We start from the raw sequence: 25,620 nt of genomic DNA on the forward strand, positions 1-25,620 counted from the left end.
TTGCTGATCGACCTGTTTAACAGCCGACGAAACCCCACGTAACGACATCACTTCACTGAACCTTTTTTAAACAATCAGACGACCATCAAAGTTACTTGCAGTACCGTCATCAAACTGCAATTCGGCGGACTGCTAACGCAACTTCGATTGATTCATTCAAGGGCGCAACTGCAATAACGCTGCAGCCATCGCGTTATCAAAACGCTGGATAACTTGCTGGCATTGTTCATCGTCGATAATCAATGGCGGCAACAAGCGGATGACATTGCCCTTACGCCCGCCGCGTTCCAGCAACAGGCCTTGTTTGAAGCACTGTTGCTGGATGGCCACGGCCAGCGCCGGGTCCATCGGGAAATGCCCGTGGCGATCAGCCGGCTGGCGCTCGTCGACAATCTCGATGCCCAGCATCAGGCCGCGACCGCGCACCTGGCCGAGGGCCGGATAATGCGCCTGCAACTCGACCAGTCGGTCCTTGAGCCACTGGCCACGGCGCTCGGCCTGGGCGGCAAGGTTTTGCTGTTGCAGCACCTGCAACGTGGCCAGCCCGGCGGCCATGGCCATCTGGTTGCCGCGGAAGGTCCCGGCGTGATTGCCTGGCTCCCAGGCGTCGAATTCACGACGGATGCCCAGCACCGCCATGGGCAAACCGCCACCGACCGCTTTGGACATCACGATCAGATCCGGCTCGATGTCGGCGTGTTCGAAGGCGAACATCTTGCCGGTGCGGGCGAAACCGGTCTGCACTTCGTCGAGGATCAGCAGGATGCCGTGCTTGCGCGTCACTTCGCGGACCGCCCGCAGCCAGCTCGCCGGGGCACAGTTGACCCCGCCTTCACCCTGCACCGCTTCAAGGATCACCGCCGCCGGCAGTGACACGCCGCTTTCGACGTCTTCGATGAACTGGGTGAAATAGTGGGTCAAGGCCTCGACCCCGGCCTCACCGCCAATGCCCAGCGGGCAACGGTATTCGTGGGGGTACGGCATGAACTGCACCCCGGGCATCAGGCTGGCGATGGCATTTTTCGGCGCGGTGTTGCCGGTCAGGGCCAAGGCGCCGTGGGTCATGCCATGGTAAGCCCCGGAGAAACTGATGATGTTGTTGCGCCCGGTGTAGGTCTTGGCCAGCTTCAGCGCGGCCTCCACCGCATCCGCCCCGGACGGCCCGCAAAATTGCAGGCAGTAATCACGGCCCTGGTTCGGCAACAGGCTGAGCAAGGTTTCGCTAAAGGCGTCCTTGACCGCGGTGGTCAGGTCCAGGGTGTGCATCGGCAGGCCTGAGGCGAGGAAGCTGTCGAGGCTGGCCATGATGGCCGGATGATTGTGCCCCAGGGCCAAAGTGCCGGCGCCGGCCAGGCAGTCGAGGTAACTATTGCCCTCGACGTCGGTCACCCAGAGCCCGTGTGCCTTGGCGATGGCCAGCGGCAACTTGCGTGGATAACTGCGCACATTAGATTCGAACTTGCTTTGTCGAGCCAGATAGTCGGCATTGGTTTTTTGCAAAGGATTAGAGTGCAATACGCCATCATTCAACATCGCTTCACCCTCGTTAAATTCGATATGCAACCTATTCTCATTAACAAGTTGTTGCAACTAATTCTTACAACCAATTTTGGAATTTACATATAGCGATTTTAACTATTTTAAAAATAATCACACACGCAAAAAACCAAGTTAATAAACCTGGTATAAACTCCGGAAGTGCCATGATCTAGCCATGATCTTGTAATGCAGATGACAACTTCAGTATAGGCTACCGACAGATAGCGACTTATACGAAAGTGTCTTGATCGTTTATTAACTGAGGGTGTGCATATGTCCTTCCTCTATACGAATCAGGTCATGGCCCAACGATGGCGCCCCGGTCCCTGGGGCGCATGACAGGGGTGAATCAGAAGTCGACGGTCGCCGAAAGGAGGTAAGTACGCGGGGTCGACAGCGTCAAGCCAGGCTCACTGTCATCCGAGGCCCCGGCCGAACTCCAGTAGCGCTTGTCCGCCACGTTCTCGACATTGGCACGCAGGGTGATGTTCTTTTCCTCGACCTTGAACGCGTAGCGTGCGCCCACGTCGAAACGCTCCCAGGAGTCGATTTCCTTGTTGTTGGACTGGTCCAGGTACTGCGAGCTGGAGTAAATGCCGCGGCTGGTCAAGGTCAGGCCCTGTACAGTCGGCACGTCCCACTCGGCGCCCAGGTTGACGTTGTATTTCGGCGTGGCCGGCGCTCGGTTGCCGTCGAAGGTGCCATTAGTGGTGTTGCTCAACTCGCTGTCGATGTACATGACACCGCCGAGCAGACGGAAACCATCGAGCGGTTCACCGAACACACTCAGCTCCACACCCGTGTTCTCACGCTTGCCGTTCGGGCCGAAGACGCGCGTCGTGGCGTTGGTCTCGTAGGCCGGTTGCTTGATCCGGAACACAGCTGCGGTGACGGCGAACGCACCGGCGTCATACTTGGCGCCGACCTCGACCTGGCGGCTGATGAACGGCGGGAAGATCTCGTCCTCGTTCACCGAGGTCGACGGTGCGATCTTGCCCTGGCTCAGGCCTTCCATGTAGTTGGCATATAGCGACAGCTTGTCGGTCGCCTTGAACAGAATGCCGCCCGACGGCGAAACCTTTTCCTCGTCGTAGCCGGTGTCGCCTCTGACGTTATCGGTCCAGTCGTCAACCTTCACGCGCTGCCAGCGGGCGCCGAGGGTCAGCAGCAGCCGGTCATCGAAGAAACCCAGGGTGTCGGACAACGCCACACCGGTGGAACGGTTTTCGGTATAGACCTCCGAATCCTGTCGCGTGGGCCTGACCGGCGTTGGTGTTACCACGGGGTTATAGATGTTGCTGTTGGCCGCGGCATACCGGGCGCCGCCGTTTTCAAAGTCCATGTAGTAATAGCTGGCAGCCAGGTTGACTTCATGGCTTACCGGGCCGGTATGGAACCAGTTGCGCACTCCCGCTGTGGCCGTCCGGACATTTTCGTCACGGGTGAAGTCACGCGGTTGAACGCTGAAATTGCCGGCGTCGTTGGTGACCGAAACGGCATGACGGAGGAAGTCATGATTGCTTTTGCGCGCGCCCACGCCGCCGTACAGCATGACGGAATCGTTGACATCGTATTCAGCGTTCACCGTGCCGAACGTGTCGTTGGTACTCGCCTTGCTCCAGGGCTGCGCATAGTTGCGGCGCACATCGCTGGCATGCGGAACCTGCGCGTTAGGGCCAACCTGTACGCGCTCCTGCGGTGCGTCGGTATCACGTTCGGTGCGCCCGATGTCCGTCGAGAGTCGCAGGCGTTCACCGCGAAAATCCAGGCCCAGCACGGCCATTTCGCGGTCGACATTCTGGTGATCCCATTCGGTGTCGCCGGACTGTTTCACGCCATTGAAACGAAGACCGAACTTGTTGTCTTCACCAAAGCGCCGGCCGACATCCACGGCACCGCCGACCTGGCTGTCGGAAGCGTAACTGCCGGTGAATGAAGTGATGGGCTTGTCGGTCGCGCGCTTGGGCACCACGTTGATCCCGCCACCCACGCTGCCCCGCGGCGAGATGCCGTTGATGAGCTGGCTTGGGCCTTTGAGGACGTCGACGCGGTCGGCCATCTCCATGTCGATCGTATAGGTCGGCAGGACGCCGTAGAGGCCGTTGTAGGAAACATCACTGTTGAACAGGCTCAACCCTCGAATGGTGAACTGCTCATAGCGCCCACCCGCCGGGTTGGTGGCGCGAACCGAAGGATCGTTGGCGATCAGGTCGCCCAAGGTACGCGCCTGCTGGTTTTTGACCACCTCACTGGTGTAGGTGGTCATGCTGAACGGCGTTTCCATAAAGTCTTTCGAGCCCAGCAAGCCTTGCGAACCACGGCGCGCGACCTGGCCGCCGGCATACGGATCGCCGTCCACCGGGTCAATGGCACCGAGAATCGAGGTGGCGCCCAGTTGCAGGCTGCTGCCTTCTGGCGCCGGCGTCAGGATGTACGCCTCTTCGCCCACCGGCTGCAGTTGCAGACCGGAACCCTGCAACAGTCGGGCAAAGCCCTCCTCGACCGCGTATTCGCCGGAAAGTCCAGGGCTGGTGCGACTGCCCACCAGTGCCGGGTCCACTGACAGATTGACCCCGGCCAGCCCGGCAAAACGGGTCAGCGCTGCGCTGAGGCTTCCTGCCGGCACCTGGTAACTGCGTCGAGGCGCGTCTTCGGCCCAACCGGCAGTGATGAACAACGGACAGGCACTCAGACTCAGCAACAGACTCAAGTGCAACAACGGGCGCAGCCTGGAAGAACCCAGACGCGTACTGCAGGGCATCACTACGGGCATTGAGAATCTCTCTGATTTCGTTTCACTTGCCTTGAATGACAAGCGAAGCGAAAAAAGGGGACACACCTCAAACACTATTTTTGCGCGGCAGCAACGTAACCCAGTAGCGGGTTCGCTTATGCACCTCCAGCGGCAAGCTGGCCGCCAGCAACGTCAGGATGCGATCGGTGTCTTCCAGACGGAAACTGCCGGTGACGCGCAGGGATTCCAGTTCCGGCTCCCAGCGCAACAATCCCGGGCGATAGGTGCTGAGTTCGCGCAGAAAATCGCCCAGGGGCTGGTTCTGTGCCATCAACACGCCGTCGCGCCAGCCTGGAGCAAGCACATCGAAAGGCTCTACGCCGCCCGCGCCCATCGCCTGAAGGCTGACTTGCTGGCCTGCGCGCAATGAAAAGACCGGTCCGCGCAGAGGCTGCAACTGCACCGCGCCTTTAAGCACTGACACCTTGCACCCCGTCTGCCCCTGACGAACGCACACTTCGCTCTGACTGACGACCACTTGCCCGAAGTGCGTCTGGATCGTCAGCGGCGATGTGCCGGGCACATTCAGCGCTATTTCGCCTTCCACGAGTGTCAGTCGCCGATTCTTCAGGTCGATATCGACGGCACTCGCGGTGTTCAATTGCAGCGAGCTGCCATCCGCCAACTGGACTTTTTTGCCCTCACCGGTCGCGGTTCGCAGATCAGCGCGCCAGACATCCAGAGGTAGCTGCCGGCTGATCAGCCAGGCCGTCGGCACCAGCGCCACCGCCCCCACGGCGCGTTTGAGCACCGTGCGCCGACTCGTCTGCGGCCGATCCAGACTGGCCATGGCCAGTGCCGACGGCAGGTCGGCAAAGCGTTGGCGCAAGAGCTGGGCTTTCTGCCAGGCCTGTTCGTGACTGGGATGGCTGTCACGCCAGTGCTGCAGATTGGCACGATCGCGTTCGTTGGCGGCGCCTGATTCCATGAGCGCCAGCCATTGAGCCGCAGCCCGCACAACTTGCCGGGCTTCAGCCGAAGGTGCCGAACCGATCACAATTCCACCAACAGGCAATGTTCATAGGCTTGCGCCATGTAGCGCTTGATCGTCCGCTCCGAGACTTGCAGGCGTTCAGCAATCTCGTGATAACCCAAACCCTCCAACTGGCTCCAGAGAAACGCTCGTCGCACCGCGGTCGGCATTCCATCGAGCAATTCATCCAGGGCTTGCAGGGTTTCCAGCAGCAACCAACGTTGCTCGGGAGACGGCACGCAGTCCTCAGGCAGCAGCGTCAGCGCACTGAGGTAGGCCTGCTCCAGGCTGCGGCGCTTATAGAAGTTGGTCAGCAGCCGCTTGCCGACTGTCGCCAGATAGGCGCGGGGTTCTTGCAGGTCGGCGATGTGCTGGGAGCTGGCGAGTAAACGCACGAACGTATCCTGGCTCAAGTCCGCCGCATCATGGCCATTGCTCATGCGTCGTCTCAACCAGCTTTCGAGCCAGCCACGATGGTCGCGGTACAGGTCGTGGAAGGTTTGCGCCGCCGGCATCGCTGCATCACTCATCTAAAGGAACCCTGCGCGAAGAAATATTTTAAATGCGACTCATTCTAATTAGTGTTGATACTTCAAACCAAGCGCTTTATGCGTTTTGCCCCCAGGGAAAACTTGAATACGTGAATGAAAGACAGTTGTTTCTGCCACACAGGCACCGGTTAATCAGGGCTGAGCGTTATTGAGGGAAATCGTCGAGAGGAGTAAGAATTCGACACACGGCCGCATTTGGCCGGCAGATGTGAATACCCATGGTTGCGGGGACAAGGAGAAAAGCCAAATCGCAGGCACAAAAAACCCCGGTCTTTCGACCAGGGTCTTTGCTATCGACTCGAAGCAGCCAACGGCTTTCTTCGTAGCTCCAAGGCGTTCAGTGGGCCTTGAGGCAGATATGGCGCAGCGGACGGGACTCGAACCCGCGACCCCCGGCGTGACAGGCCGGTATTCTAACCGACTGAACTACCGCTGCGTATCGCTTTGGACTTGCGTCCAAGTAACTCGTCTGACTGAAAGCTTCGAGGCTTTCAATCTCGAACCAGAATAAATTCTGACTCGGAAAATATGGCGCAGCGGACGGGACTCGAACCCGCGACCCCCGGCGTGACAGGCCGGTATTCTAACCGACTGAACTACCGCTGCGCGTCGGTGGAGGCTTTTAAAAGCTTCCATCTTGCTTTCGCAAGACTCTCGGAAGTGGTGGGTGATGACGGGATCGAACCGCCGACATTCTGCTTGTAAGGCAGACGCTCTCCCAGCTGAGCTAATCACCCGTTTGCATCTCCGAGGCCGCGAAATTTACGCAGGTACCGAAGCTAAGTCAATACCCCGCTTGAAGTTTTTCTGAAAAAGACAAAATCATGTCATTTCCCGCAGCGCTGCCCAAGGCCGCCTGCAACCTCAAGCCGCCGCTCTCGCGGCTCCTGCTCGAATTACTCGCTGTAAATCATCTTCTTGGTCATGCCGCCATCGACCACGAACTCCTGGCCCGTGACGAAACCGGCGTTCTTCGACAACAGCCAGGCGACCATCGCCGCCACGTCCTCGACCGTCCCTACCCTGCCCGCCGGATGCTGGGCATGGTCGGCATCGGTCAGCGGTTCGGCACGACGCGCGGAGGGATCTCGCGCATCGATCCAGCCCGGACTGACCGCATTGACGCGAATTTCCGGCCCGAGGCTGATCGCCAAGGCATGAGTCAGGGCCAGCAGGCCGCCCTTGCTCGCCGCATAAGCCTCGGTGTCGGGTTCCGACTGCCCGGCGCGGGTCGAGGCCAGGTTGACGATCGCGCCGCTGTGAGCACGCAGGTACGGCGCACAGTGCTTGGCCAACAGCATCGGCCCACTGAGATTCACCGCCAGCACCCGATTCCAGTACGCCAGATCAAGGCTTTCAAGGGTGATGTTGTGCGGATCGGCAACCGCCGCGTTGCACACCAGCGCATCCAGACGCCCGAACTGCCCCAGCACCTCGGCGACGCCCAACGCCACCTGCCCTTCGTTCGAGACGTCCATGGCGATGAACCAGGCGTTGTCGCCGAGCACCTTCGCCACTTTCGAACCTCGCACCCGATCAAGATCAGTCAGCACCACCTGCCAGCCTTCGCTGATCAGCCAGGCCGAGATCCCCAGACCAATGCCCCGCGCAGCACCCGTGACCAGTGCAACGCGGCCGTTGGTGCCAGTGCTTGGCGTGGACAACTCGATCACAAGGCAGCCAACCCGCGCGCCAGATCGGCTTGCAGGTCTGCCACGTCTTCCAGACCGACCGCGATGCGGATCAGGCTGTCACGAATACCCGCTGCTTCACGCTCTTGCGGCGCCAGACGGCCGTGAGAGGTGGTGCTTGGGTGCGTAATGGTGGTTTTGCTGTCACCAAGGTTGGCGGTGATGGAAATCAGACGAGTCGCATCGATAAAGCGCCAGGCGCCCTCTTTGCCGCCCTTGACTTCAAAACTCACGACCGCACCGAAGCCCTTCTGCTGACGCAGGGCCAATTCGTGCTGCGGATGGCTTTTGAGACCGGCGTAATGGACTTTTTCGATGCCTTCCTGCTGCTCCAGCCACTCGGCCAGTTGCTGAGCGTTGGCGCAATGCGCCTTCATCCGCAGACTCAGGGTTTCCAGGCCCTTGAGGAAGATCCAGGCGTTGAACGGGCTCAGGGTCGGCCCGGCAGTGCGCAGGAAACCGACGACTTCTTTCATCTGCTCGCTGCGACCGGCCACAACACCGCCCATGCAACGGCCCTGGCCGTCGATGAACTTGGTCGCCGAGTGCACGACGATGTCCGCGCCCATCTTCAGCGGTTGCTGTAACGCCGGGGTGCAGAAGCAGTTGTCGACCACCAGCATCGCGCCTTTGGCATGAGCGACTTTCGACAGCTCGGCGATGTCCACCAGTTCAGCCAGCGGGTTGGATGGCGATTCGACGAACAGCAATTTAGTGTTGGCCTTGATCGCCGCATCCCAGCCGGACAAGTCCGCCAGAGGCACGTAATCGACTTCAATGCCAAAGCGTTTGAAGTACTTCTCGAACAGACTGATGGTCGAACCGAATACGCTGCGCGATACCAGCACGTGATCCCCAGCGCTGCACAGGCTCATCACCACCGCCATGATCGCGGCCATGCCGGTCGCCGTGGCCACGGCTTGCTCGGCGCTTTCCAGCGCGGCAATGCGCTCTTCGAACGCACGCACGGTCGGATTGGTGTAGCGCGAGTAAACGTTGCCCGGCACTTCACCGGCAAAGCGTGCCGCCGCATCAGCAGCGGTACGGAATACGTAGCTGGAAGTGAAGAACATCGGATCACCGTGCTCGCCTTCCGGCGTGCGGTGCTGACCGGCGCGTACGGCCAGGGTGTCGAACGCTACGCCTTCGAGGTCGCTGTCCAGCCGACCGGCATCCCAATCCTGACTCATGCTGTCACTCCTTGCCTTGCTCTTCTAGTAGATACAAAACCGGCCCCTCAGGGCCGGTAGTTACTCAGTTGTTATACAGATCAATGATCGCACTGACTGCCTGCGTCTTGACCTTGGAGGCATCGTTACGTGCCTGCTCGATCTTGTTCAGGTAAGCCTCGTCGACGTCGCCGGTGACGTACTGGCCGTCGAACACCGCGCAATCGAACTTCTCGATCTTGATCTTGCCGCCACCGACTGCTTCGATCAAGTCAGGCAGGTCCTGATAGATCAACCAGTCAGCGCCGATCAGATCAGCCACGTCCTGGGTCGAACGGTTGTGCGCGATCAACTCGTGAGCGCTCGGCATGTCGATACCGTAGACGTTCGGGTAACGAACGGCCGGTGCCGCGGAGCAGAAGTAGACGTTTTTGGCGCCGGCTTCGCGGGCCATCTGGATGATCTGCTTGCAGGTGGTGCCGCGAACGATGGAGTCGTCCACCAGCATCACGTTCTTGCCGCGGAATTCCAGCTCGATGGCATTGAGCTTCTGGCGTACGGATTTTTTCCGTGCAGCCTGGCCTGGCATGATGAAGGTCCGGCCGATGTAGCGGTTCTTCACGAAGCCTTCGCGGAACTTGACGCCCAAGTGGTTCGCCAACTCCAGGGCCGCGGTACGGCTGGTGTCCGGGATCGGGATGACCACGTCGATGTCGTGTTCTGGACGCTCGCGCAGGATCTTCTCGGCGAGTTTCTCGCCCATGCGCAGGCGTGCTTTGTAGACCGAAACGCCGTCGATGATCGAGTCCGGACGCGCCAGGTAGACGTGTTCGAAGATGCACGGGGTCAGGGACGGGTTGGTCGCACACTGACGGGTGTGCAGCTTGCCGTCTTCAGTGATGTAGACCGCTTCGCCCGGTGCCAGGTCGCGAATCAGGGTGAAACCGAGCACGTCCAGGGAAACGCTTTCGGAGGCGATCATGTACTCGACGCCTTCGTCGGTGTGACGCTGACCGAAGACGATCGGGCGGATGCCGTGCGGATCGCGGAAACCGACGATGCCGTAACCGGTCACCATCGCCACGACCGCGTAACCACCGACGCAACGGTTATGCACGTCAGTAACAGCGGCGAACACATCTTCTTCGGTTGGCTGCAACTTGCCGCGCTGGGCCAGTTCGTGAGCGAACACGTTGAGCAGCACTTCCGAATCGGAGTTGGTGTTGACGTGGCGCAGGTCAGATTCGTAAATCTCCTTGGCCAGCTGTTCAACGTTGGTCAGGTTACCGTTGTGCGCCAGGGTGATGCCGTAAGGCGAGTTGACGTAAAACGGTTGGGCTTCGGCCGAAGTCGAACTGCCCGCGGTCGGGTAACGCACATGGCCAATACCCATGTGGCCGACCAGGCGCTGCATGTGACGTTGATGAAACACGTCACGCACCAGGCCATTGTCCTTGCGCAGGAATAACCGGCCATCATGGCTGGTCACGATACCGGCAGCGTCCTGGCCGCGGTGCTGGAGGACGGTTAGCGCGTCATACAGCGCCTGATTGACGTTCGACTTACCGACGATACCGACGATGCCACACATGCGACGCAACCCCTACTTAATGGATCTGAACTGAACACAACTCACTGAGGCGTTTTGGCCATCGGCAAGAGGTGCTCCTTGAACGGTATCTCAGCGGGTACGCTGATACCACTGGCAAGCCACTGACTGCTCCACCCGAGAATCAGGTTTTTGGACCAATCTGCAACCAATAGAAATTTTGGCACGAGCTGTGACTCTTGCCACCACCCGTCCTGCTGTACCGGCCCCAGGCTCAACAGCCCGACCGCCACGACCACCAGCAACACGCCACGCGCAGCGCCGAAGGCCATGCCGAGGAATCGATCGGTCCCGGATAGCCCGGTGACGCGAACCAATTCGCCGATAAGATAATTGATCATCGCGCCTACGATTAACGTGGCGACAAACATGATGGCACAGCCCGTGATCACACGGGCCGACGGCGTTTGGATGTATCCGGCGAGGTACTCGGACAATGAACCACCGAACATCCAGGCGACGACTCCTGCGATGATCCAGGTCACCAGCGATAGTGCTTCTTTGACGAAGCCGCGGCTCAGACTGATCAATGCGGAGATGGCGACGATTGCAACGATCGCCCAGTCAACCCAGGTAAATGGCACAGTGCAGCCTACAGACGGATAAGGCGGCGCATTTTAGCAGAGCCCATGCTTATCGGTAAGCTGCGATTGTCAGTGCATTTCAAATCGAGGCGATAGTTTTAGCCCCTATCGAAGCTGCGCTCGCCCCTGTAGCAGCTGGCGAAGCCTGCGTTCGGCTGCACAGCAGCCGTAAAATCAGGCCATTCGGTCTATCCGGCACACTGTACAAGCAGGGTTTACGGCTGCTGCGCAGCCGGACGCAGCCTCGCGGGCTCGGCAGCTGCTACATAGAGCCGATTGACGAATCGTTAGCCACGCTCAGGCTGGAAACGCACCACAAAACCCTTGAGGTTCTGCTGGCGGCTCAACAAGTCACGCAGACGATCAGCTTCTGCCCGCTCGATCAGCGGCCCGACAAACACCCGATTCTTGCCGTCGGCAGTACGAATGTAGGCGTTGTAGCCCTGGCTGCGCAGGGATTTCTGCAGGCTTTCTGCACTTGCACGGCTCGACAGGCTGGCCAGTTGCACCGACCAACTGACCGACAGGCCATTGGCATCGACGCGGCTTTGAGTCGTGTCCGGCTTGCCCGGTGCAGCCGTGATGGGCTGGCTAGGTGCAACCGTTGGTTTGTTGACCGGCGCAGGTGCTGGCGTCGGAGGTGGCGCGATCGGTTTGGCGGCAGGCGCAGGCGCCACCGGTACACTCGGGGCAATCGCTGCCGACGGCGCTTCTTGCTGAGCGATTTCATCATCACTCGGCACAGGCTCCTGAGGCAGCGCTTGCGGCTCAGGCACCACCACCGGCTCGACCTGAACTTGCGGCACCGCAGGCGCTTGCGGCGCAGCCGGTGCTTCAACCGTCACTTGACGCTGCTCATCCTGACGGGAAAACAGCATCGGCAGGAAAATCACCGCCAGCGCCACCAGAACCAGGGCGCCAACCATGCGCTGTTTGTATGCTTTATCCAGCAATGCCATTTGCCGCTTCCTCCGTGGAGCGCCGGGCCAGCCATTCGAGGGCCTCGGCGACACAATAAAATGATCCGAACAACAGAATCTCGTCGTCGCTCGTCGCCAGCGCGCACTGCCCTTCCAGGGCGGCGGCCACGCTGCCATAGGACGCTACCGAGGCGCCAAGGTTCTGCAACGCCGCGTGCAAATCGGCAACCGGGCGTGCTCGCGGTGAATCCAGCGGAGCGACGGCCCAATGCTGGACACTAGCATTCAATTCGCCGACAACACCATCCAGATCCTTGTCCGCCAGCAGTCCGAACACCGCCAGACGCTTGCCGGCCGGTGGTCGGCTGGCCAGACGGCGAGCCAGATACTCTGCCGCATGGGGGTTATGCCCCACGTCCAGCAACAGGTTCAGGCGCTTGCCCTGCCAGTCGAACTGACGGTGATCGAGGCGACCGACCACACGCGTTGCTTCCAGCGCTTCAATAATCTGCCCATTTTCCCAAGGCAAACCGAGCAGCAGGTAAGCCTGCAACGCCAGCGCGGCGTTTTCCATCGGCAGATCGAGCAACGGCAGATCATGCAGCTCGACCACTCGCCCTTGAGCGTCAAGACCGCGCCATTGCCAGTTGTGATCGGTGATGCCGAGATCGAAATCGCGCCCACGCAGGAAAAACGGGCAATTGAGCTCGCGAGCTTTATCCAGCAGAGGCTGCGGAGGATTCAGATCGCCACAGAGCGCAGGCGCGCCCTGGCGGAAGATGCCGGCCTTTTCGAACGCTACGGATTCACGGGTATCACCCAGATAGTCCGCGTGATCGACACCGATGCTGGTGACCAGCGCCATATCGGCATCGACCACGTTGACCGTATCCAGACGCCCGCCCAGCCCGACTTCCAGCACCACCGCATCGAGACTGGCGTGTTGAAACAGCCAGAACGCCGCCAGGGTGCCCATTTCGAAGTACGTCAGCGAAGTGTCACCACGGCCTGCCTCGACCGCGGCAAAGGCTTCGCACAGCTCGGCGTCAGTGGCTTCGACGCCATTGACCTGCACCCGCTCGTTGTAACGCAGCAGGTGCGGAGAATTGTAGACACCGACGTTCAGGCCCTGCGCCCGCAGCAACGAAGCCACGAATGCGCAGGTAGAACCTTTGCCGTTGGTGCCGGTGACCGTGATCACCCGAGGCGCCGGCTTGCCCAGTCCCATGCGGGACGCTACCTGTTGCGAGCGCTCCAGGCCCATGTCGATGGCCGAAGGGTGCAACTGCTCAAGGTAGGCGAGCCACTCGCCAAGGGTACGTTCGATCATATGTTGGCGGGTACCGGTGGAACCACGATTGGCTCGATTGGCGCGGCGACGAATTTCGGCGTCGGCAGGCCCATCATTTGTGCCAGCAGATTGCCCAGACGCGGACGCAGTTCCTGACGGTGGATGATCATGTCGATCGCACCGTGCTCCAGCAGGAACTCACTGCGCTGGAAACCTTCCGGCAGTTTTTCACGCACGGTCTGCTCGATCACGCGCGGACCGGCGAAGCCGATCAGGGCTTTCGGCTCACCGACAATCACGTCGCCAAGCATCGCCAGACTGGCGGAAACACCGCCGTAGACCGGGTCGGTCAGTACGGAGATGAACGGAATGCCTTCTTCACGCAGACGCGCCAGCACCGCAGAGGTCTTGGCCATTTGCATCAGAGAGATCAGGGCTTCCTGCATCCGCGCACCGCCGGAAGCGGCGAAGCAGATCATCGGGCAACGGTTTTCCAGCGCGTAGTTGGCGGCGCGAACAAAACGCTCACCAACGATGGCGCCCATCGAACCACCCATGAAGGAGAATTCGAAGGCAGAGACCACCACCGGCATGCCCAGCAGGGAGCCGCTCATGGAGATCAGTGCGTCTTTTTCGCCGGTCTGCTTCTGCGCAGCGGTCAGGCGATCCTTGTACTTCTTGCCGTCGCGGAACTTCAGACGGTCAACCGGCTCCAGGTCCGCGCCCAGTTCGGCACGGCCTTCAGCGTCGAGGAAGATATCGATGCGGGCGCGCGCGCCGATACGCATGTGGTGGTTGCACTTGGGGCAAACGTCCAGGGTCTTTTCCAGCTCCGGACGATACAGCACAGCCTCGCAAGACGGGCATTTGTGCCACAGACCTTCAGGCACCGAGCTCTTCTTGACCTCGGAACGCATGATCGAAGGGATCAGTTTGTCTACTAACCAGTTGCTCATGCTTTCTTTCTCCAGTACCGGCGGCCCGAACGCTCTGGTTCGCAGCCCCGCGTATGCCCTTGAGCTAAATTCATGTGTGTGGCGATGATCGATGGGTTGCCGGGTCAGTGAAGCGTGACCTGCGTACACCCCAAAAACCCTCAGCCATGCCTGTGGACGGCGGCAGTGTGCCAGCCGTCACATCAACGTCCTACAACCGCTTTAATGAATGCCTGAATCTTTGCGTGATCCTTGATGCCCTTGCTCGCCTCCACCCCGCCGCTGACGTCCACGGCATAAGGCCGAACCCTTGCAATCGCCTCGGCGACGTTGTCCGGCGTCAAGCCACCCGCCAGGATGATCGGTTTGCTCAAGCCTTGCGGTATCAGAGACCAGTCAAACGCTTCACCGGTTCCGCCGGGTACGCCTTCAACGTAGGCGTCGAGCAGGATACCGCTGGCGCCTGGAAACGCATCGCATGCGGCGGCGATATCGTCACCGGCCTTGACCCGCAGCGCCTTGATGTACGGACGATTCCATTCTTCGCAGTCGGCCGCGGTTTCGTCGCCATGGAACTGCAACAGGTCCAGCGGCACGGCGTCGAGGATTTCCCCCAACTCGCAGCGGCTGGCGTTGACGAACAACCCTACGGTAGTCACGAACGGTGGCAGCGCCTTGATGATCGAGCGCGCCTGCTGAAACGTCACGGCTCGGGGGCTTTTGGCGTAGAACACAAATCCGATCGCATCAGCCCCGGCCTCAACCGCCGCCAACGCATCTTCTATGCGGGTAATCCCACAAATCTTGCTGCGAACGGCCGACATGTCGATAGAACCCCAAGGTAAATCCGAGAAAGTCCCGGATGGTAACAAAAGCGTTCGAGGGCGTCAGCCGTCAAGTTCCGAGAAGCCGGTCAGGAAGTGCGGCCCGATGTAACGCTCGGGCAATTCGAACTCGTCGCGGTACTCGACCTGCACCAGGTAGAGGCCGTACGGATGCGCCGTCACCCCACCGGAACGGCGAATGCGGCTCTCCAGCACCTCTTTCATCCACTCCACCGGACGCTCGCCGGCACCGATGGTCATCAGCACGCCAGCAATGTTGCGCACCATGTGGTGCAGGAAGGCGCTGGCGCGGATGTCCAGCACGATCATCTTGCCGTGGCGCGTGACGCGCAGGTGATGCAATTCCTTGATCGGCGACTTGGCCTGACACTGACCGGCACGGAAAGCGCTGAAGTCGTGGGTGCCGACCAGGTACTGCGCCGCCTCGGCCATGCGCTCGACGTCCAGCGGACGGTGGTTCCAGGTGATTTCTTCGTTCAGGTGCGCCGGGCGGATCTGATCGTTGTAGATCACGTAGCGATAGCGCCGGGCAATGGCCTTGAACCGCGCATGAAAATGCGCCGGCATGACCTTGGCCCAGCTGACACTGACGTCGTGAGGCAAATTGATATTGGCGCCCATGACCCAGGCTTTCATCGAACGCTCGACCTGGGTATCGAAATGCACCACCTGACCGCACGCATGCACGCCGGCATCCGTACGCCCGGCGCAGAGCAGCGACACGGGTGAATCGGCGACTTTGGACAAGGCCTTTTCGAGCGTTTCCTGCACGGTGAGTACGCCGGAAGCCTGGCGCTGCCAGCCGCGATAGCGCGAGCCTTTGTATTCAACGCCCAACGCGATCCGGAAAAAGCCGTCGGCCACCATTTCGGCGGCCGGATTATCTATATTTGCCAAGGAGTGACAGCCTGCTGATGTACGCAAAGGCGGGCATTATAAGGCCGCCGGACCGGGACGCCAGAGGCGTGTGTGTTTTGTACACTGCCCGGCGCCCAGGACAGAAACAAAAACGGCAGCCTCAATGGGCTGCCGTTTTGTTTACGCCTTACCGATCAATCAAGCCAGACGCGAAAGCATCTCCTTGGCTTCGCTCTTCTGACCGTCGTCACCCTCGGTCACCACCTCGTTGAGGATGTCCCGGGCGCCGTCGGCGTCGCCCATGTCGATGTAGGCCTGGGCCAGATCGAGTTTGGTCGCGACTTCGTCAGTGCCGGAAAGGAAATCGAATTCCGGCTCGTCAGCTGCGGAGGCCATGGCGTCTTCCGCCGTGAAGCTCGGCTCGCCAAGACTCTGGGACAGACGATCCAGTTCGGCGTTGACGTCATCCAGTTCGGCGGCAAACGCATCCGGAGCGTCTGGCGCGTCCATTTCGGACGCCAGCGACAGGTCGAAATCGGCTGGCAGCTCCAGATCGTCCAGCGCAACCTCGGGAACAGCCGGCGCTTCAGCGGCAGGTAAATCCAGGTCCTTGACGCCGTCATCCAGGCTCAACAGGAAGTCGTCTTCGGCCAGGGTCGCCGGCGAGGCATCCCCACCAAGATCCATATCCAGGTCGAAGTCCGACAGGTCATCGAGGTTTTCCTTGATGTCGGTCTGCTGCTGCAACACCGACTCGAAGCTCAGGTCGTCGTCCAGCGGGAACTCGTCCAGCTCAGCCGCAGACACCGGTTCTGGTTCTGGTTCTGGTGCAACTACTGCCGGAGAGGCAGTTTCCAGATCATCCAGGCTCAAATCGAAGGCACTGTCGAGGTCATCGGACGCTGCTTCTGCTTCTGGTTCTGGTGCAACCACCGCCGGAGAGGCCGCTTCCAGATCATCCAGGCTCAAATCGAACGCACTGTCGAAGTCATCGGGCTCTGCCTCCGCTTCTGCCTCTGGTGCAACCACTGCCGGGGCGGCAGATTCCAGATCATCCAGGCTCAAATCGAAGGCATTGTCGAAGTCATCGGGCACTGCCGGTGCCGGCGCGTCAGGCTCGTCCAGCAGCAGATCCTTGACGTATTGCGCGTCCAGTTCGGCAGCGATCGCAGCGGCTGCGATACCACCGGCTGCCGCAATGACCATGGCCGGGAAGCGGCTCTTGAGTTTTTCGACCTGAGCAAAGTTGTCACCATTGGCCACCAATTGGCGTTCCTGGGCAACGAATGCATCGCGGTCGCCTTGCTGACCGTAGACTTCCATCAGCTTGAGGCGCAGGTCACTGCGTTGCGGCTCTTGCTTGATTCCGTCTTCCAGCAAGGCAGCCGCCTGATTCAGACGACCGGCAGCGATGTGCGACTGTGCCTTGTTCAATACGTCGTCATCGCGCTCGCCAGCAGGCGAAACCAATGGCGCAGCGATCGGCGGCGTTACCACAATCGGAGCAATCACCGGAGCCGGCGCGGGTGCAGGGGCTGGTGCAGGCGGTGGCGTTGGGGTTGGCGCGGTAGCGAGCTTCACGCTCGGCGGCGGCACTTCCAGGTCTTCGAAGATGCCTTTTGGCAAGTCGAGTTCAGCGGAGAACGCCTGCTCCTCGGCCAAATCACGGGCCATGCGCAAATGCTTCTCGGCTTCTTGCTGGGCTTTGCGACGACGCGCCAGCAACAGCAGCAGGAACAGCACCACCACGGCACCGCCACCTGCCAGACCCAGCAGCCACGGATTGGTCAGCAGTTCTTTGAATTGCTGATCGTCGGATGCTGCCGGCGTCGGCTCGACAGGCTGCTCGACCGGCGCTGGAGTGGCCTCGGGCGCAGCAGCCTCAGGTGCAGTCGGAGCCGCGTCCGCAGGCGTTGTTGCCGCAGGGTTGTCCGCCAGTTCGGCTGACATTGCCGGAGCGGTCGCACCTGGTGCCGGCGCACCCGCCGCGCCTTCAGCCTGCAACTTGGCCAATTGATTGTTCTTCAGTTCGATCAGGCGTTGCAGCTTCTCCAGCTGACTTTGCAGATCGGTCATGCGGCTTTTCAGTTCGGCATTGTCACGACGGGTCGTGTCGAGGCTTTCCTGGGTCACGGCCAGCTTGTTGCTCAAATTCTTGGCATCACCGGCGGCGCCTTTGCCACCGGCCTTGCCGGACTCGGCAGAGACCAGGCTCAGCTTGTCTGTCGCCGTTTGCGACGAAGGGCCTTCACCGCGAGCGCGCTTGGTGGCATCGAGCTGCTGCTGCCCGGTCCCGGACTTCGCCACGTAACGACGACCCTGACGCCACGCGGTGTTCTGCGCAGAGACTTCGGCAATGGCTTTCGGTTGCGGCAGGCTGGTGGTCTGCGTCTGATCCGGCAGACGCAGCACCTGACCGGCTTTCAACCGGTTGATGTTGCCGTCGATAAAGGCATCCGGATTCAACGCCTGGATGGCCAGCATCGTTTGCTGGACCGAGCCGCCATTGCGCGCCTTCGCAGCGATTTCCCACAGGGTATCGCGCGGCGCGGTGGTGTATTGGGTTGGATTGGTGGCACCGGTCACCGGTGCGGTGACGGTTTGTGTCGGTGCAGGCTGCGCAGCCGCTTCAGCGGTTTGCGGCGAGAATTTGGACGGATCGAGCAGCACGCTGTAATCGCGCAGCAGGCGACCGTTTGGCCACATCACCTGAACCAGGAATTTCACCATGGGTTCGGAGAGTGGTTTGCTGGACGTCACACGCAGGATGCTTTTGCCGCTGGCGTTGAGCACCGGGGTAAAGGTCAGGTCATTGAGAAACGCCTGGCGGTCGACACCGGCCTTGGCGAAATCTTCGGGCGAAGCCAGGCTCGGCACCAATTCGGCAGCGGTGAGGTCCTTGACGTCGAGCAACTCGATTTCTGCCACCAGGGGCTGGTTCAGCGTCGACTTCAGGGTCAATTCCCCGAGCCCGAGGGCATGCGCCATACCGGAGGACAGCGCCGAGGCGGCCGCTATTGCTAACACCAGTTTGCGAACTTGAACCATAGCCTCATCCTTTGTTTGAACATTCCTCGGCCAGCGAGAAGGTATTGATAGTCGCTGCCGTAAGGCATTGCGCGCGGCGGCGAAGAGTCGTCGCGCGCGATCATTTCATTCATGCCACGCAAAGCCCCGGAGGGAGCCCGCCGTCAGCAGTCCGGCCAAGCATACCGCCCGGCTGGATTCATTCGACAAATTGTTGCCAAGTATCTTTTACAGTAGGTCTTTTATCAACAATTCAGCCACCTGCACAGCATTGAGCGCTGCGCCTTTGCGTACGTTATCTGACGTCAGCCACAAATTTAGTTCCGACAGGTCGTCGATCCCGCTGCGAACCCGACCAACGTAGACCACGTCCTGCCCTACCGCATCGCCTACCGGCGTCGGGTAATCGCCGGCTTCCACCAACTCGATACCGGGCGCGTCTTCCAGGGCGGCGTTGACTTTTACCAGGTCGATGTCGCTCGATGACTGCAAGGTCACGTTAAAGCTATCGCCAAAAAACACCGGGGCTTGAATGCAAGTGACGGAAATCTTTAATAAAGGCAGCGCCATGACCTGACGCAGCTCGCGTACCAGGCGTTTTTCCAGCAGCGTGTGACCCTGATCATCAGGCTTGCCCACTTGCGCCAGCAAGTTGAAGGCCATCTGCCGATCGAAGAAGGTCGGCTCCAGCGGACGCACATTGAGCAGCTCAGCCGTTTGCCGTGCCAGTTCGGTGACGGCTTCGCGGCCCTGGGCGGAGACGGCCAGGCTGGCGGTCAAATTGATGCGTTGCAGGTCGAGCAAGCCGAGCAACGGCGCCAGCACTACCGCCAGTGTGGTGGCCGAAGGGCTTGGACTGCTGACCTGGAACGGCTTTTTCAAACCGGCCAGCACCTGCGCGTTGGCTTCAGGCACGACTTGTGGCGCCTGATCAGCCGGCAAGGCGCCGGACAAGTCGATCAGCGAGCAACCGGCGGCCGTGGCACGCGAAGCGAAACTCAGGGTTACCGCCGGGCCGGCAGCGAAGAACACCAGCTGGACTTTACTGAAGTCGAACTCATCGACTTCCCGCACCCGCACGTTCTTGCCGCGAAACGGCACCGAATGCCCGGCCGATTCGCTGCTGGCGAGCAGGTGCAGATTGCCGACAGGGAAGTCGCGCTCTTCGAGAATCTGCACGAGCGTTTCGCCGACAGTACCGGTGGCGCCGATCACGGCGATATCAAAGGACTGGCTCATGGTTCTACCTCTGGCGAAACGGGGGGAGCGGCACTTTACCGGGTGGTTGGCAGTTCGGCAATTTAGAGCAAAAGATCGCAGCCTTCGGCAGCTCCTACAGGATCGGGTTTGCACGCGGCCAATGTAGGAGCTGCCGAAGGCTGCGATCTTTTTGCAGGCGACGAACATACCAAAAGAAAAAACCCGCACCTCTTTCAAGGCACGGGTTCGTTCATTGCTTCAATCGATCAACGCTCAAGCAGGATCCGCAGCATGCGACGCAGCGGTTCGGCCGCGCCCCACAGCAGTTGGTCGCCGACGGTGAACGCGCCGACGTACTGCGTGCCCATGTTCAGCTTGCGCAGACGGCCAACCGGTACGTTCAGGGTGCCGGTGACTTTCGTCGGGCTCAGTTCCTGAATGCTGGCTTCGCGGCTGTTCGGCACCAGTTTGACCCAAGGGTTGTGCTGGCTGATCAGCCCTTCGATGTCGGCGATCGGCACGTCTTTGTTCAGTTTGATGGTCAGCGCCTGGCTGTGGCAGCGCATGGCGCCGATGCGCACGCAGATACCATCGACCGGGATCGGGCTCTTGAAGCGACCAAGGATCTTGTTGGTCTCGGCCTGGGCCTTCCACTCTTCGCGGCTCTGACCGTTTGGCAGTTCCTTGTCGATCCACGGGATCAGGCTGCCGGCCAGCGGTACGCCGAAGTTTTCGGTCGGGTACGCGTCGCTGCGCATGGCTTCGGCCACACGGCGGTCGATGTCGAGGATGGCGCTGGCCGGGTCGGCCAGTTGATCGGCGACAGCGGCGTGGGTCGCGCCCATTTGCTTGATCAGTTCGCGCATGTTCTGCGCGCCGGCACCGGAGGCCGCCTGATAGGTCATGGCGCTCATCCACTCCACCAGACCGGCTTCAAACAGACCGCCCAGTCCCATCAGCATCAGGCTGACGGTGCAGTTGCCGCCGATGTAGTTCTTAGTGCCCGCGTCGAGCTGCTGGTCGATGACCTTGCGGTTCACCGGGTCCAGCACGATCACCGCGTCATCCTGCATGCGCAGGCTGGAAGCGGCGTCAATCCAGTAACCCTGCCAGCCGGCTTCGCGCAGTTTCGGGAAAACTTCGCTGGTGTAGTCGCCACCCTGGCAGGTCAGAATCACGTCGAGGGTTTTCAGCTCATCAATGCTGTAAGCGTCCTTGAGCGGAGCAATGTCCTTGCCCACGGACGGGCCTTGGCCACCGACATTGGAAGTGGTGAAAAACACCGGCTCAATAAGATCGAAATCCTGCTCTTCCAGCATCCGCTGCATGAGCACGGAACCGACCATACCGCGCCAACCGATCAGACCTACACGTTTCATCGCAACTACACCTTCTTTAAAAAGTGGGCCGCTGCTTTCAAGAGTGAAAGTTGCAGCGGGCCCGAGAGATTACAGATTCCGCAGCGCGGCGACTACTGCGTCGCCCATTTCCTGCGTACCGACTTTAGTGCAACCGGCCGACCAGATGTCGCCAGTACGCAGGCCCTGGTCCAATACCAGACTGACGGCCTTCTCGATCGCATCGGCCGCATCCTGCAGATTGAAGCTGTAACGCAGCATCATCGACACCGACAGAATGGTCGCCAACGGGTTGGCAATGCCTTTGCCAGCGATGTCCGGCGCCGAACCGTGGCACGGCTCGTACATGCCTTTGTTGTTGGTATCCAGGGACGCCGACGGCAGCATGCCGATGGAACCGGTAAGCATCGACGCTTGGTCGGAAAGAATGTCGCCGAACAGGTTGTCAGTGACGATCACGTCGAATTGCTTCGGTGCGCGCACCAGCTGCATGGCGGCGTTGTCGACGTACATGTGGCTCAGTTCGACTTCAGGGTAATCCTTGGCCACTTGCTCGACGATTTCACGCCACAGTTGGCTGGAGGCCAGTACGTTGGCCTTGTCCACCGAGCACAGCTTCTTGCCGCGCACCATGGCCATGTCGAAACCGACGCGGGCGATACGGCGGATTTCGCTTTCGCTGTACGGCAGCGTGTCGTAAGCCTGACGCTCGCCGTTTTCCAGGGTGCGGGTACCGCGTGGCGCGCCGAAGTAGATACCGCCGGTCAGTTCACGGACGATCAGGATGTCCAGGCCAGCCACGATTTCAGGCTTCAGGCTCGAAGCCTCGGCCAGTTGCGGGTACAGGATCGCCGGACGCAGGTTGCCGAACAGGCCCAGTTGCGCACGAATTTTCAGCAGGCCGCGCTCAGGGCGGATGTCACGCTCGATGGTGTCCCATTTCGGGCCGCCCACGGCGCCCAACAGTACCGCGTCGGCCGCGCGTGCACGGTCCAGGGTTTCGTCAGCCAGCGGCACGCCGTGCTTGTCGATGGCGGCGCCACCGATCACGTCATGGCTCAGCTCGAAGCCCAGGCTGTACTTGTCGTTCGCCAGCTCCAGCACCTTGACCGCTTCGGCCATGATTTCCGGGCCAATACCGTCACCTGGGAGAATCAGAATCTGCTTGCTCATGCTTTCCTCATGTCATCAGTCGGTGCGCCCTTGGGCACACCCGGAAAAATTCTATCGTTCAGCCATCAGCACCAGCACATCGGTACTGAACGAACCATCGGCCTCAATCTCAAAATATTCGCGTACTTCATTACCCATCGATTGCTGCAACTCGAGGATTGCCGCGCGCATCACCTCTGGTGTGCGCATGCGCTCAACCCAGGAGGTGTACTCCAGTCGCAGCCGTTGACGGGTGGTGCTACGGGTATGCAACCCCGCTTCGCTGACCTGACGCAACCACTCGCCGGCGGAATAATCGCGCACATGGCTGGTGTCGCGCAGCACTTCGACACTTTGCAGGTAAGTGTCGAACAACGGACTGCCCGGTGACAACACGTCGACGAACGCAGCCACGCCGCCCGGTTTCAGCACCCGGCGAACCTCTCGCAGGGCCAGGCCGAGATCGCTCCAATGGTGCGCCGAATAACGGCTGAAGACGAAATCGAATTCGCCATCGGCGAATGGCAAGTGCTCGGCGGCGCCCAGCACGGTGGACACGTTGGTCAGACCGCGATCGACGGCGGCACCAGCTACCACGTCGAGCATCTGCTGCGACAGGTCGTACGCCACCACTTCTTTCACCAGCGAGGCCACGTGAAAACTCACGTGACCCGCGCCGCAGCCCAGGTCCAGCACTCGAGCATCGCCCTGCCCTGCCAGTTCGGCCTGTAGCAGCGCGAATTCGGTGCCTTGAGCGTGAACGGCGCTGCTCAGATAGGCCGAGGCCTGTTCACCGAATTGCTTTTGTACGACTTGGCTGTGCTGGGCGTTGCTGGTCATGGTGATATCCATATGTGTTGTCGGGTTTGAAGATCAAAAGATCGCAGCCTGCGGCAGCTCCTACAGAGATCGGCGTAGGAGCTGCCGAAGGCTGCGATCTTTTTAACGGTCACCTCAAAACATCAAACGTCGCGAAACAACCACGGCTGGCTCGTACGGTGTTTGGCTTCAAACGCCGCAATCGCTTCGTGGTCCTGCAAGGTCAGGCCGATGTCGTCCAGGCCGTTGACCAGGCAATGCTTGCGGAACTCGTCAAGTTCGAAGCTGTAGACCTTGCCATCAGGCCGGGTGACGGTCTGGGCTTGCAGGTCGACCGTCAACTCGTAACCCGGATTGGCTTCAACCTGCTGGAACAGCTCATCCACTTCAGCGTCGCTCAAGATGATCGGCAGCAAGCCGTTCTTGAAGCTGTTGTTGTAGAAAATGTCGGCGTAGCTCGGCGCAATGATGCTGCGAAAACCGTACTCTTCCAGCGCCCACGGCGCGTGTTCGCGGCTGGAGCCGCAACCGAAGTTCTCGCGGGCCAGCAGCACGCTGGCGCCTTGATAACGCTCGGCGTTGAGGACGAAGTCTTTGTTCAGCGGACGCTTGGAGTTGTCCTGGTAGGCATAACCCACGTCCAGGTAGCGCCATTCGTCGAACAGGTTCGGACCAAAACCGGTGCGCTTGATCGATTTCAAGAACTGCTTCGGAATGATCTGGTCGGTGTCGACGTTGGCACGGTCCAATGGCGCGACCAAACCGGTGTGTTGGGTAAAAGCTCTCATGTGCGGTTCCTCAGATCAGTTCGCGAACGTCGATGAAACGACCGTGGACGGCAGCCGCCGCGGCCATGGCCGGGCTGACCAGGTGCGTACGGCCACCGGCGCCCTGACGCCCTTCGAAGTTGCGGTTGGAGGTCGAGGCGCAATGTTCGCCCGACTCCAAACGGTCCGGGTTCATCGCCAGGCACATCGAGCAACCCGGTTCACGCCACTCGAAACCGGCTTCGAGGAAAATCTTGTCCAGGCCTTCGGCCTCGGCTTGTGCCTTCACCAGGCCCGAACCCGGCACCACGATGGCTTGCTTGATGGTCGAAGCCACTTTGCGGCCCTTGGCGATCACCGCCGCAGCGCGCAGGTCTTCGATTCGCGAGTTGGTGCAGGAACCAATGAATACGCGGTCCAGCTGAATATCGGTGATCGCCTGATTGGCGCTCAAACCCATGTATTTCAAGGCGCGTTCGATGGAACCGCGTTTGACCAGGTCCATTTCCTTCGCCGGGTCCGGCACGTTCTGATCAACCGCCAAGACCATCTCGGGCGAAGTGCCCCAGCTGACTTGCGGCTTGATCTGGGTGGCGTCGAGCTCGACGACGGTGTCAAACACCGCATCGGCGTCGGAAACCAGGTCTTTCCAGGCTTCGACCGCCATGTCCCATTCCGCGCCTTTCGGGGCAAATGGACGGCCCTTGACGTAAGCCACGGTTTTTTCGTCGGCAGCCACCAGGCCAACACGCGCGCCGGCTTCAATGGACATGTTGCAGATGGTCATGCGGCCTTCGACGGACAAATCGCGAATGGCGCTGCCGGCGAACTCGATGGCGTGGCCGTTACCGCCGGCGGTGCCGATCTTGCCGATGACGGCGAGCACGATGTCCTTGGCGGTCACGCCGAACGGCAACTTGCCCTCGACCGACACCAGCATGTTTTTCATTTTCTTGGCGACCAGGCATTGCGTGGCGAACACGTGCTCGACCTCGGAAGTCCCGATGCCGTGGGCCAATGCGCCAAACGCGCCGTGGGTCGAGGTGTGCGAGTCGCCGCAGACCACGGTCATGCCCGGCAAGGTGGCACCCTGCTCCGGACCGATCACGTGAACGATGCCCTGACGCACGTCATTCATTTTGAATTCAGTGATGCCATATTCGTCGCAGTAGTCATCGAGGGTCTGAACCTGCAGGCGCGAGACCTGATCGGTAATCGCTTCAATGCCGCCCTTGCGATCCGGCGTGGTCGGCACGTTGTGATCCGGGGTGGCGATGATCGAGTCGACGCGCCAAGGCTTGCGCCCGGCCAGACGCAGGCCTTCGAAAGCTTGGGGCGAAGTCACTTCATGGATGATGTGGCGGTCGATATAGATCAGCGACGACCCATCGTCGCGCCGTTTCACTTCATGGGAATCCCAAAGCTTGTCGTAAAGCGTTTTGCCGGCCATCAGACGGTCCTCATCAGCTTGCTTCTATTTTCTATGCCTTGGGTCGTGCACGGTTCAATAACCCCTTGGCTTGTGAGGTCGATCCTAG

The 25,620-nt window shown here is 60.4% G+C and carries 20 protein-coding genes and 3 tRNA genes; all 23 read right to left on the reverse strand.

Annotated features, from left to right (window positions below; all coding sequences use genetic code 11):
• Nucleotides 1-156: 156 nt before the first annotated feature.
• The gene (locus ACA059_RS21050) at nt 157-1,533 is read right to left on the reverse strand and encodes a diaminobutyrate--2-oxoglutarate transaminase (protein ID WP_497634705.1); all 1,377 of its coding nucleotides are present in this window, start codon (nt 1,531-1,533) and stop codon (nt 157-159) included.
• A 355-nt stretch (nt 1,534-1,888) separates the two neighbouring features.
• Nucleotides 1,889-4,312: a TonB-dependent siderophore receptor gene (locus ACA059_RS21055; protein WP_497630844.1), complete on the reverse strand. Its 2,424-nt coding sequence runs from the start codon at nt 4,310-4,312 to the stop codon at nt 1,889-1,891.
• Between the two features lie 67 nt (nt 4,313-4,379).
• Nucleotides 4,380-5,330 carry a FecR domain-containing protein gene (locus ACA059_RS21060; protein ID WP_497630845.1) on the reverse strand — a complete coding sequence of 317 codons (951 nt, stop codon included), beginning with the start codon at nt 5,328-5,330 and terminating at the stop codon, nt 4,380-4,382.
• The gene (locus tag ACA059_RS21065) at nt 5,327-5,836 is read right to left on the reverse strand and encodes a sigma-70 family RNA polymerase sigma factor (RefSeq protein ID WP_497630846.1); all 510 of its coding nucleotides are present in this window, start codon (nt 5,834-5,836) and stop codon (nt 5,327-5,329) included. The genes ACA059_RS21060 and ACA059_RS21065 overlap by 4 nt, the downstream gene beginning before the upstream one ends.
• A gap of 380 nt (nt 5,837-6,216) precedes the next feature.
• A tRNA-Asp gene (locus ACA059_RS21070) sits at nt 6,217-6,293 on the reverse strand.
• Nucleotides 6,294-6,386: 93 nt separating this feature from the next.
• Nucleotides 6,387-6,463, reverse strand: a tRNA-Asp gene (locus ACA059_RS21075).
• Between the two features lie 55 nt (nt 6,464-6,518).
• Nucleotides 6,519-6,594, reverse strand: a tRNA-Val gene (locus ACA059_RS21080).
• 159 nt (nt 6,595-6,753) lie between these two features.
• Nucleotides 6,754-7,530 carry an SDR family oxidoreductase gene (locus ACA059_RS21085; RefSeq protein WP_415770108.1) on the reverse strand — a complete coding sequence of 259 codons (777 nt, stop codon included), beginning with the start codon at nt 7,528-7,530 and terminating at the stop codon, nt 6,754-6,756.
• Entirely contained in the window at nt 7,527-8,738 is a 1,212-nt protein-coding gene (locus ACA059_RS21090) for an O-succinylhomoserine sulfhydrylase (protein ID WP_149630907.1), read from the reverse strand. Before ACA059_RS21090 ends, ACA059_RS21085 begins: the two co-directional genes overlap by 4 nt.
• A gap of 64 nt (nt 8,739-8,802) precedes the next feature.
• Nucleotides 8,803-10,308, reverse strand: coding sequence for an amidophosphoribosyltransferase (gene purF, locus ACA059_RS21095; protein WP_010456022.1), 1,506 nt, complete (start codon nt 10,306-10,308; stop codon nt 8,803-8,805).
• Between the two features lie 41 nt (nt 10,309-10,349).
• Nucleotides 10,350-10,910 carry a CvpA family protein gene (locus ACA059_RS21100; RefSeq protein ID WP_074875247.1) on the reverse strand — a complete coding sequence of 187 codons (561 nt, stop codon included), beginning with the start codon at nt 10,908-10,910 and terminating at the stop codon, nt 10,350-10,352.
• A gap of 287 nt (nt 10,911-11,197) precedes the next feature.
• Nucleotides 11,198-11,869 (reverse strand): SPOR domain-containing protein, encoded by a 672-nt coding sequence (locus ACA059_RS21105; RefSeq protein ID WP_497630847.1) that lies wholly within the window; start codon nt 11,867-11,869, stop codon nt 11,198-11,200.
• On the reverse strand, nt 11,853-13,160 hold the full coding sequence (gene folC / locus ACA059_RS21110) for a bifunctional tetrahydrofolate synthase/dihydrofolate synthase (RefSeq protein ID WP_497630848.1): 1,308 nt from the start codon (nt 13,158-13,160) through the stop codon (nt 11,853-11,855). Before folC ends, ACA059_RS21105 begins: the two co-directional genes overlap by 17 nt.
• Complete coding sequence (gene accD, locus ACA059_RS21115) at nt 13,157-14,077, reverse strand: acetyl-CoA carboxylase, carboxyltransferase subunit beta (protein ID WP_033061847.1); 921 nt, start codon at nt 14,075-14,077, stop codon at nt 13,157-13,159. Before accD ends, folC begins: the two co-directional genes overlap by 4 nt.
• A 182-nt stretch (nt 14,078-14,259) precedes the next feature.
• Nucleotides 14,260-14,880 carry a phosphoribosylanthranilate isomerase gene (locus ACA059_RS21120; RefSeq protein ID WP_497630849.1) on the reverse strand — a complete coding sequence of 207 codons (621 nt, stop codon included), beginning with the start codon at nt 14,878-14,880 and terminating at the stop codon, nt 14,260-14,262.
• 63 nt (nt 14,881-14,943) lie between these two features.
• Complete coding sequence (gene truA / locus ACA059_RS21125; RefSeq protein ID WP_046047735.1) at nt 14,944-15,768, reverse strand: tRNA pseudouridine(38-40) synthase TruA; 825 nt, start codon at nt 15,766-15,768, stop codon at nt 14,944-14,946.
• A 189-nt stretch (nt 15,769-15,957) separates the two neighbouring features.
• Complete coding sequence (locus tag ACA059_RS21130) at nt 15,958-18,807, reverse strand: FimV/HubP family polar landmark protein (protein ID WP_497630850.1); 2,850 nt, start codon at nt 18,805-18,807, stop codon at nt 15,958-15,960.
• Between the two features lie 207 nt (nt 18,808-19,014).
• Nucleotides 19,015-20,025, reverse strand: coding sequence for an aspartate-semialdehyde dehydrogenase (locus ACA059_RS21135; protein ID WP_497630851.1), 1,011 nt, complete (start codon nt 20,023-20,025; stop codon nt 19,015-19,017).
• Nucleotides 20,026-20,252: 227 nt separating this feature from the next.
• Nucleotides 20,253-21,365: an aspartate-semialdehyde dehydrogenase gene (asd, locus tag ACA059_RS21140; RefSeq protein ID WP_033061853.1), complete on the reverse strand. Its 1,113-nt coding sequence runs from the start codon at nt 21,363-21,365 to the stop codon at nt 20,253-20,255.
• A 69-nt stretch (nt 21,366-21,434) separates the two neighbouring features.
• Nucleotides 21,435-22,517 carry a 3-isopropylmalate dehydrogenase gene (gene leuB / locus ACA059_RS21145; protein WP_046047738.1) on the reverse strand — a complete coding sequence of 361 codons (1,083 nt, stop codon included), beginning with the start codon at nt 22,515-22,517 and terminating at the stop codon, nt 21,435-21,437.
• 51 nt (nt 22,518-22,568) lie between these two features.
• Nucleotides 22,569-23,336 (reverse strand): class I SAM-dependent methyltransferase, encoded by a 768-nt coding sequence (locus ACA059_RS21150; protein WP_497630852.1) that lies wholly within the window; start codon nt 23,334-23,336, stop codon nt 22,569-22,571.
• Between the two features lie 122 nt (nt 23,337-23,458).
• Entirely contained in the window at nt 23,459-24,103 is a 645-nt protein-coding gene (gene leuD, locus ACA059_RS21155) for a 3-isopropylmalate dehydratase small subunit (RefSeq protein WP_497630853.1), read from the reverse strand.
• A gap of 10 nt (nt 24,104-24,113) precedes the next feature.
• Nucleotides 24,114-25,532 (reverse strand): 3-isopropylmalate dehydratase large subunit, encoded by a 1,419-nt coding sequence (gene leuC / locus ACA059_RS21160; RefSeq protein ID WP_008151269.1) that lies wholly within the window; start codon nt 25,530-25,532, stop codon nt 24,114-24,116.
• Between the last annotated feature and the right edge of the window lie 88 nt (nt 25,533-25,620).

This window comes from Pseudomonas sp. LBUM1647 (assembly GCF_059716175.1).

Excerpts from the sequence above, each read along its gene's own strand:
- ACA059_RS21105 (WP_497630847.1), bottom strand. The coding sequence starts at position 11,869 with ATGGCATTGCTGGATAAAGCATACAAACAGCGCATGGTTGGCGCCCTG.
- asd (WP_033061853.1), bottom strand. The coding sequence starts at position 21,365 with ATGAAACGTGTAGGTCTGATCGGTTGGCGCGGTATGGTCGGTTCCGTG.
- ACA059_RS21135 (WP_497630851.1), bottom strand. The coding sequence starts at position 20,025 with ATGAGCCAGTCCTTTGATATCGCCGTGATCGGCGCCACCGGTACTGTC.
- accD (WP_033061847.1), bottom strand. The coding sequence starts at position 14,077 with ATGAGCAACTGGTTAGTAGACAAACTGATCCCTTCGATCATGCGTTCC.
- leuD (WP_497630853.1), bottom strand. The coding sequence starts at position 24,103 with ATGAGAGCTTTTACCCAACACACCGGTTTGGTCGCGCCATTGGACCGT.
- ACA059_RS21150 (WP_497630852.1), bottom strand. The coding sequence starts at position 23,336 with ATGACCAGCAACGCCCAGCACAGCCAAGTCGTACAAAAGCAATTCGGT.
- truA (WP_046047735.1), bottom strand. The coding sequence starts at position 15,768 with ATGGTGGCCGACGGCTTTTTCCGGATCGCGTTGGGCGTTGAATACAAA.
- leuC (WP_008151269.1), bottom strand. The coding sequence starts at position 25,532 with ATGGCCGGCAAAACGCTTTACGACAAGCTTTGGGATTCCCATGAAGTG.
- purF (WP_010456022.1), bottom strand. The coding sequence starts at position 10,308 with ATGTGTGGCATCGTCGGTATCGTCGGTAAGTCGAACGTCAATCAGGCG.
- leuB (WP_046047738.1), bottom strand. The coding sequence starts at position 22,517 with ATGAGCAAGCAGATTCTGATTCTCCCAGGTGACGGTATTGGCCCGGAA.
- folC (WP_497630848.1), bottom strand. The coding sequence starts at position 13,160 with ATGATCGAACGTACCCTTGGCGAGTGGCTCGCCTACCTTGAGCAGTTG.
- ACA059_RS21120 (WP_497630849.1), bottom strand. The coding sequence starts at position 14,880 with ATGTCGGCCGTTCGCAGCAAGATTTGTGGGATTACCCGCATAGAAGAT.
- ACA059_RS21055 (WP_497630844.1), bottom strand. The coding sequence starts at position 4,312 with ATGCCCGTAGTGATGCCCTGCAGTACGCGTCTGGGTTCTTCCAGGCTG.
- ACA059_RS21090 (WP_149630907.1), bottom strand. The coding sequence starts at position 8,738 with ATGAGTCAGGATTGGGATGCCGGTCGGCTGGACAGCGACCTCGAAGGC.
- ACA059_RS21050 (WP_497634705.1), bottom strand. The coding sequence starts at position 1,533 with ATGTTGAATGATGGCGTATTGCACTCTAATCCTTTGCAAAAAACCAAT.
- ACA059_RS21065 (WP_497630846.1), bottom strand. The coding sequence starts at position 5,836 with ATGAGTGATGCAGCGATGCCGGCGGCGCAAACCTTCCACGACCTGTAC.
- ACA059_RS21130 (WP_497630850.1), bottom strand. The coding sequence starts at position 18,807 with ATGGTTCAAGTTCGCAAACTGGTGTTAGCAATAGCGGCCGCCTCGGCG.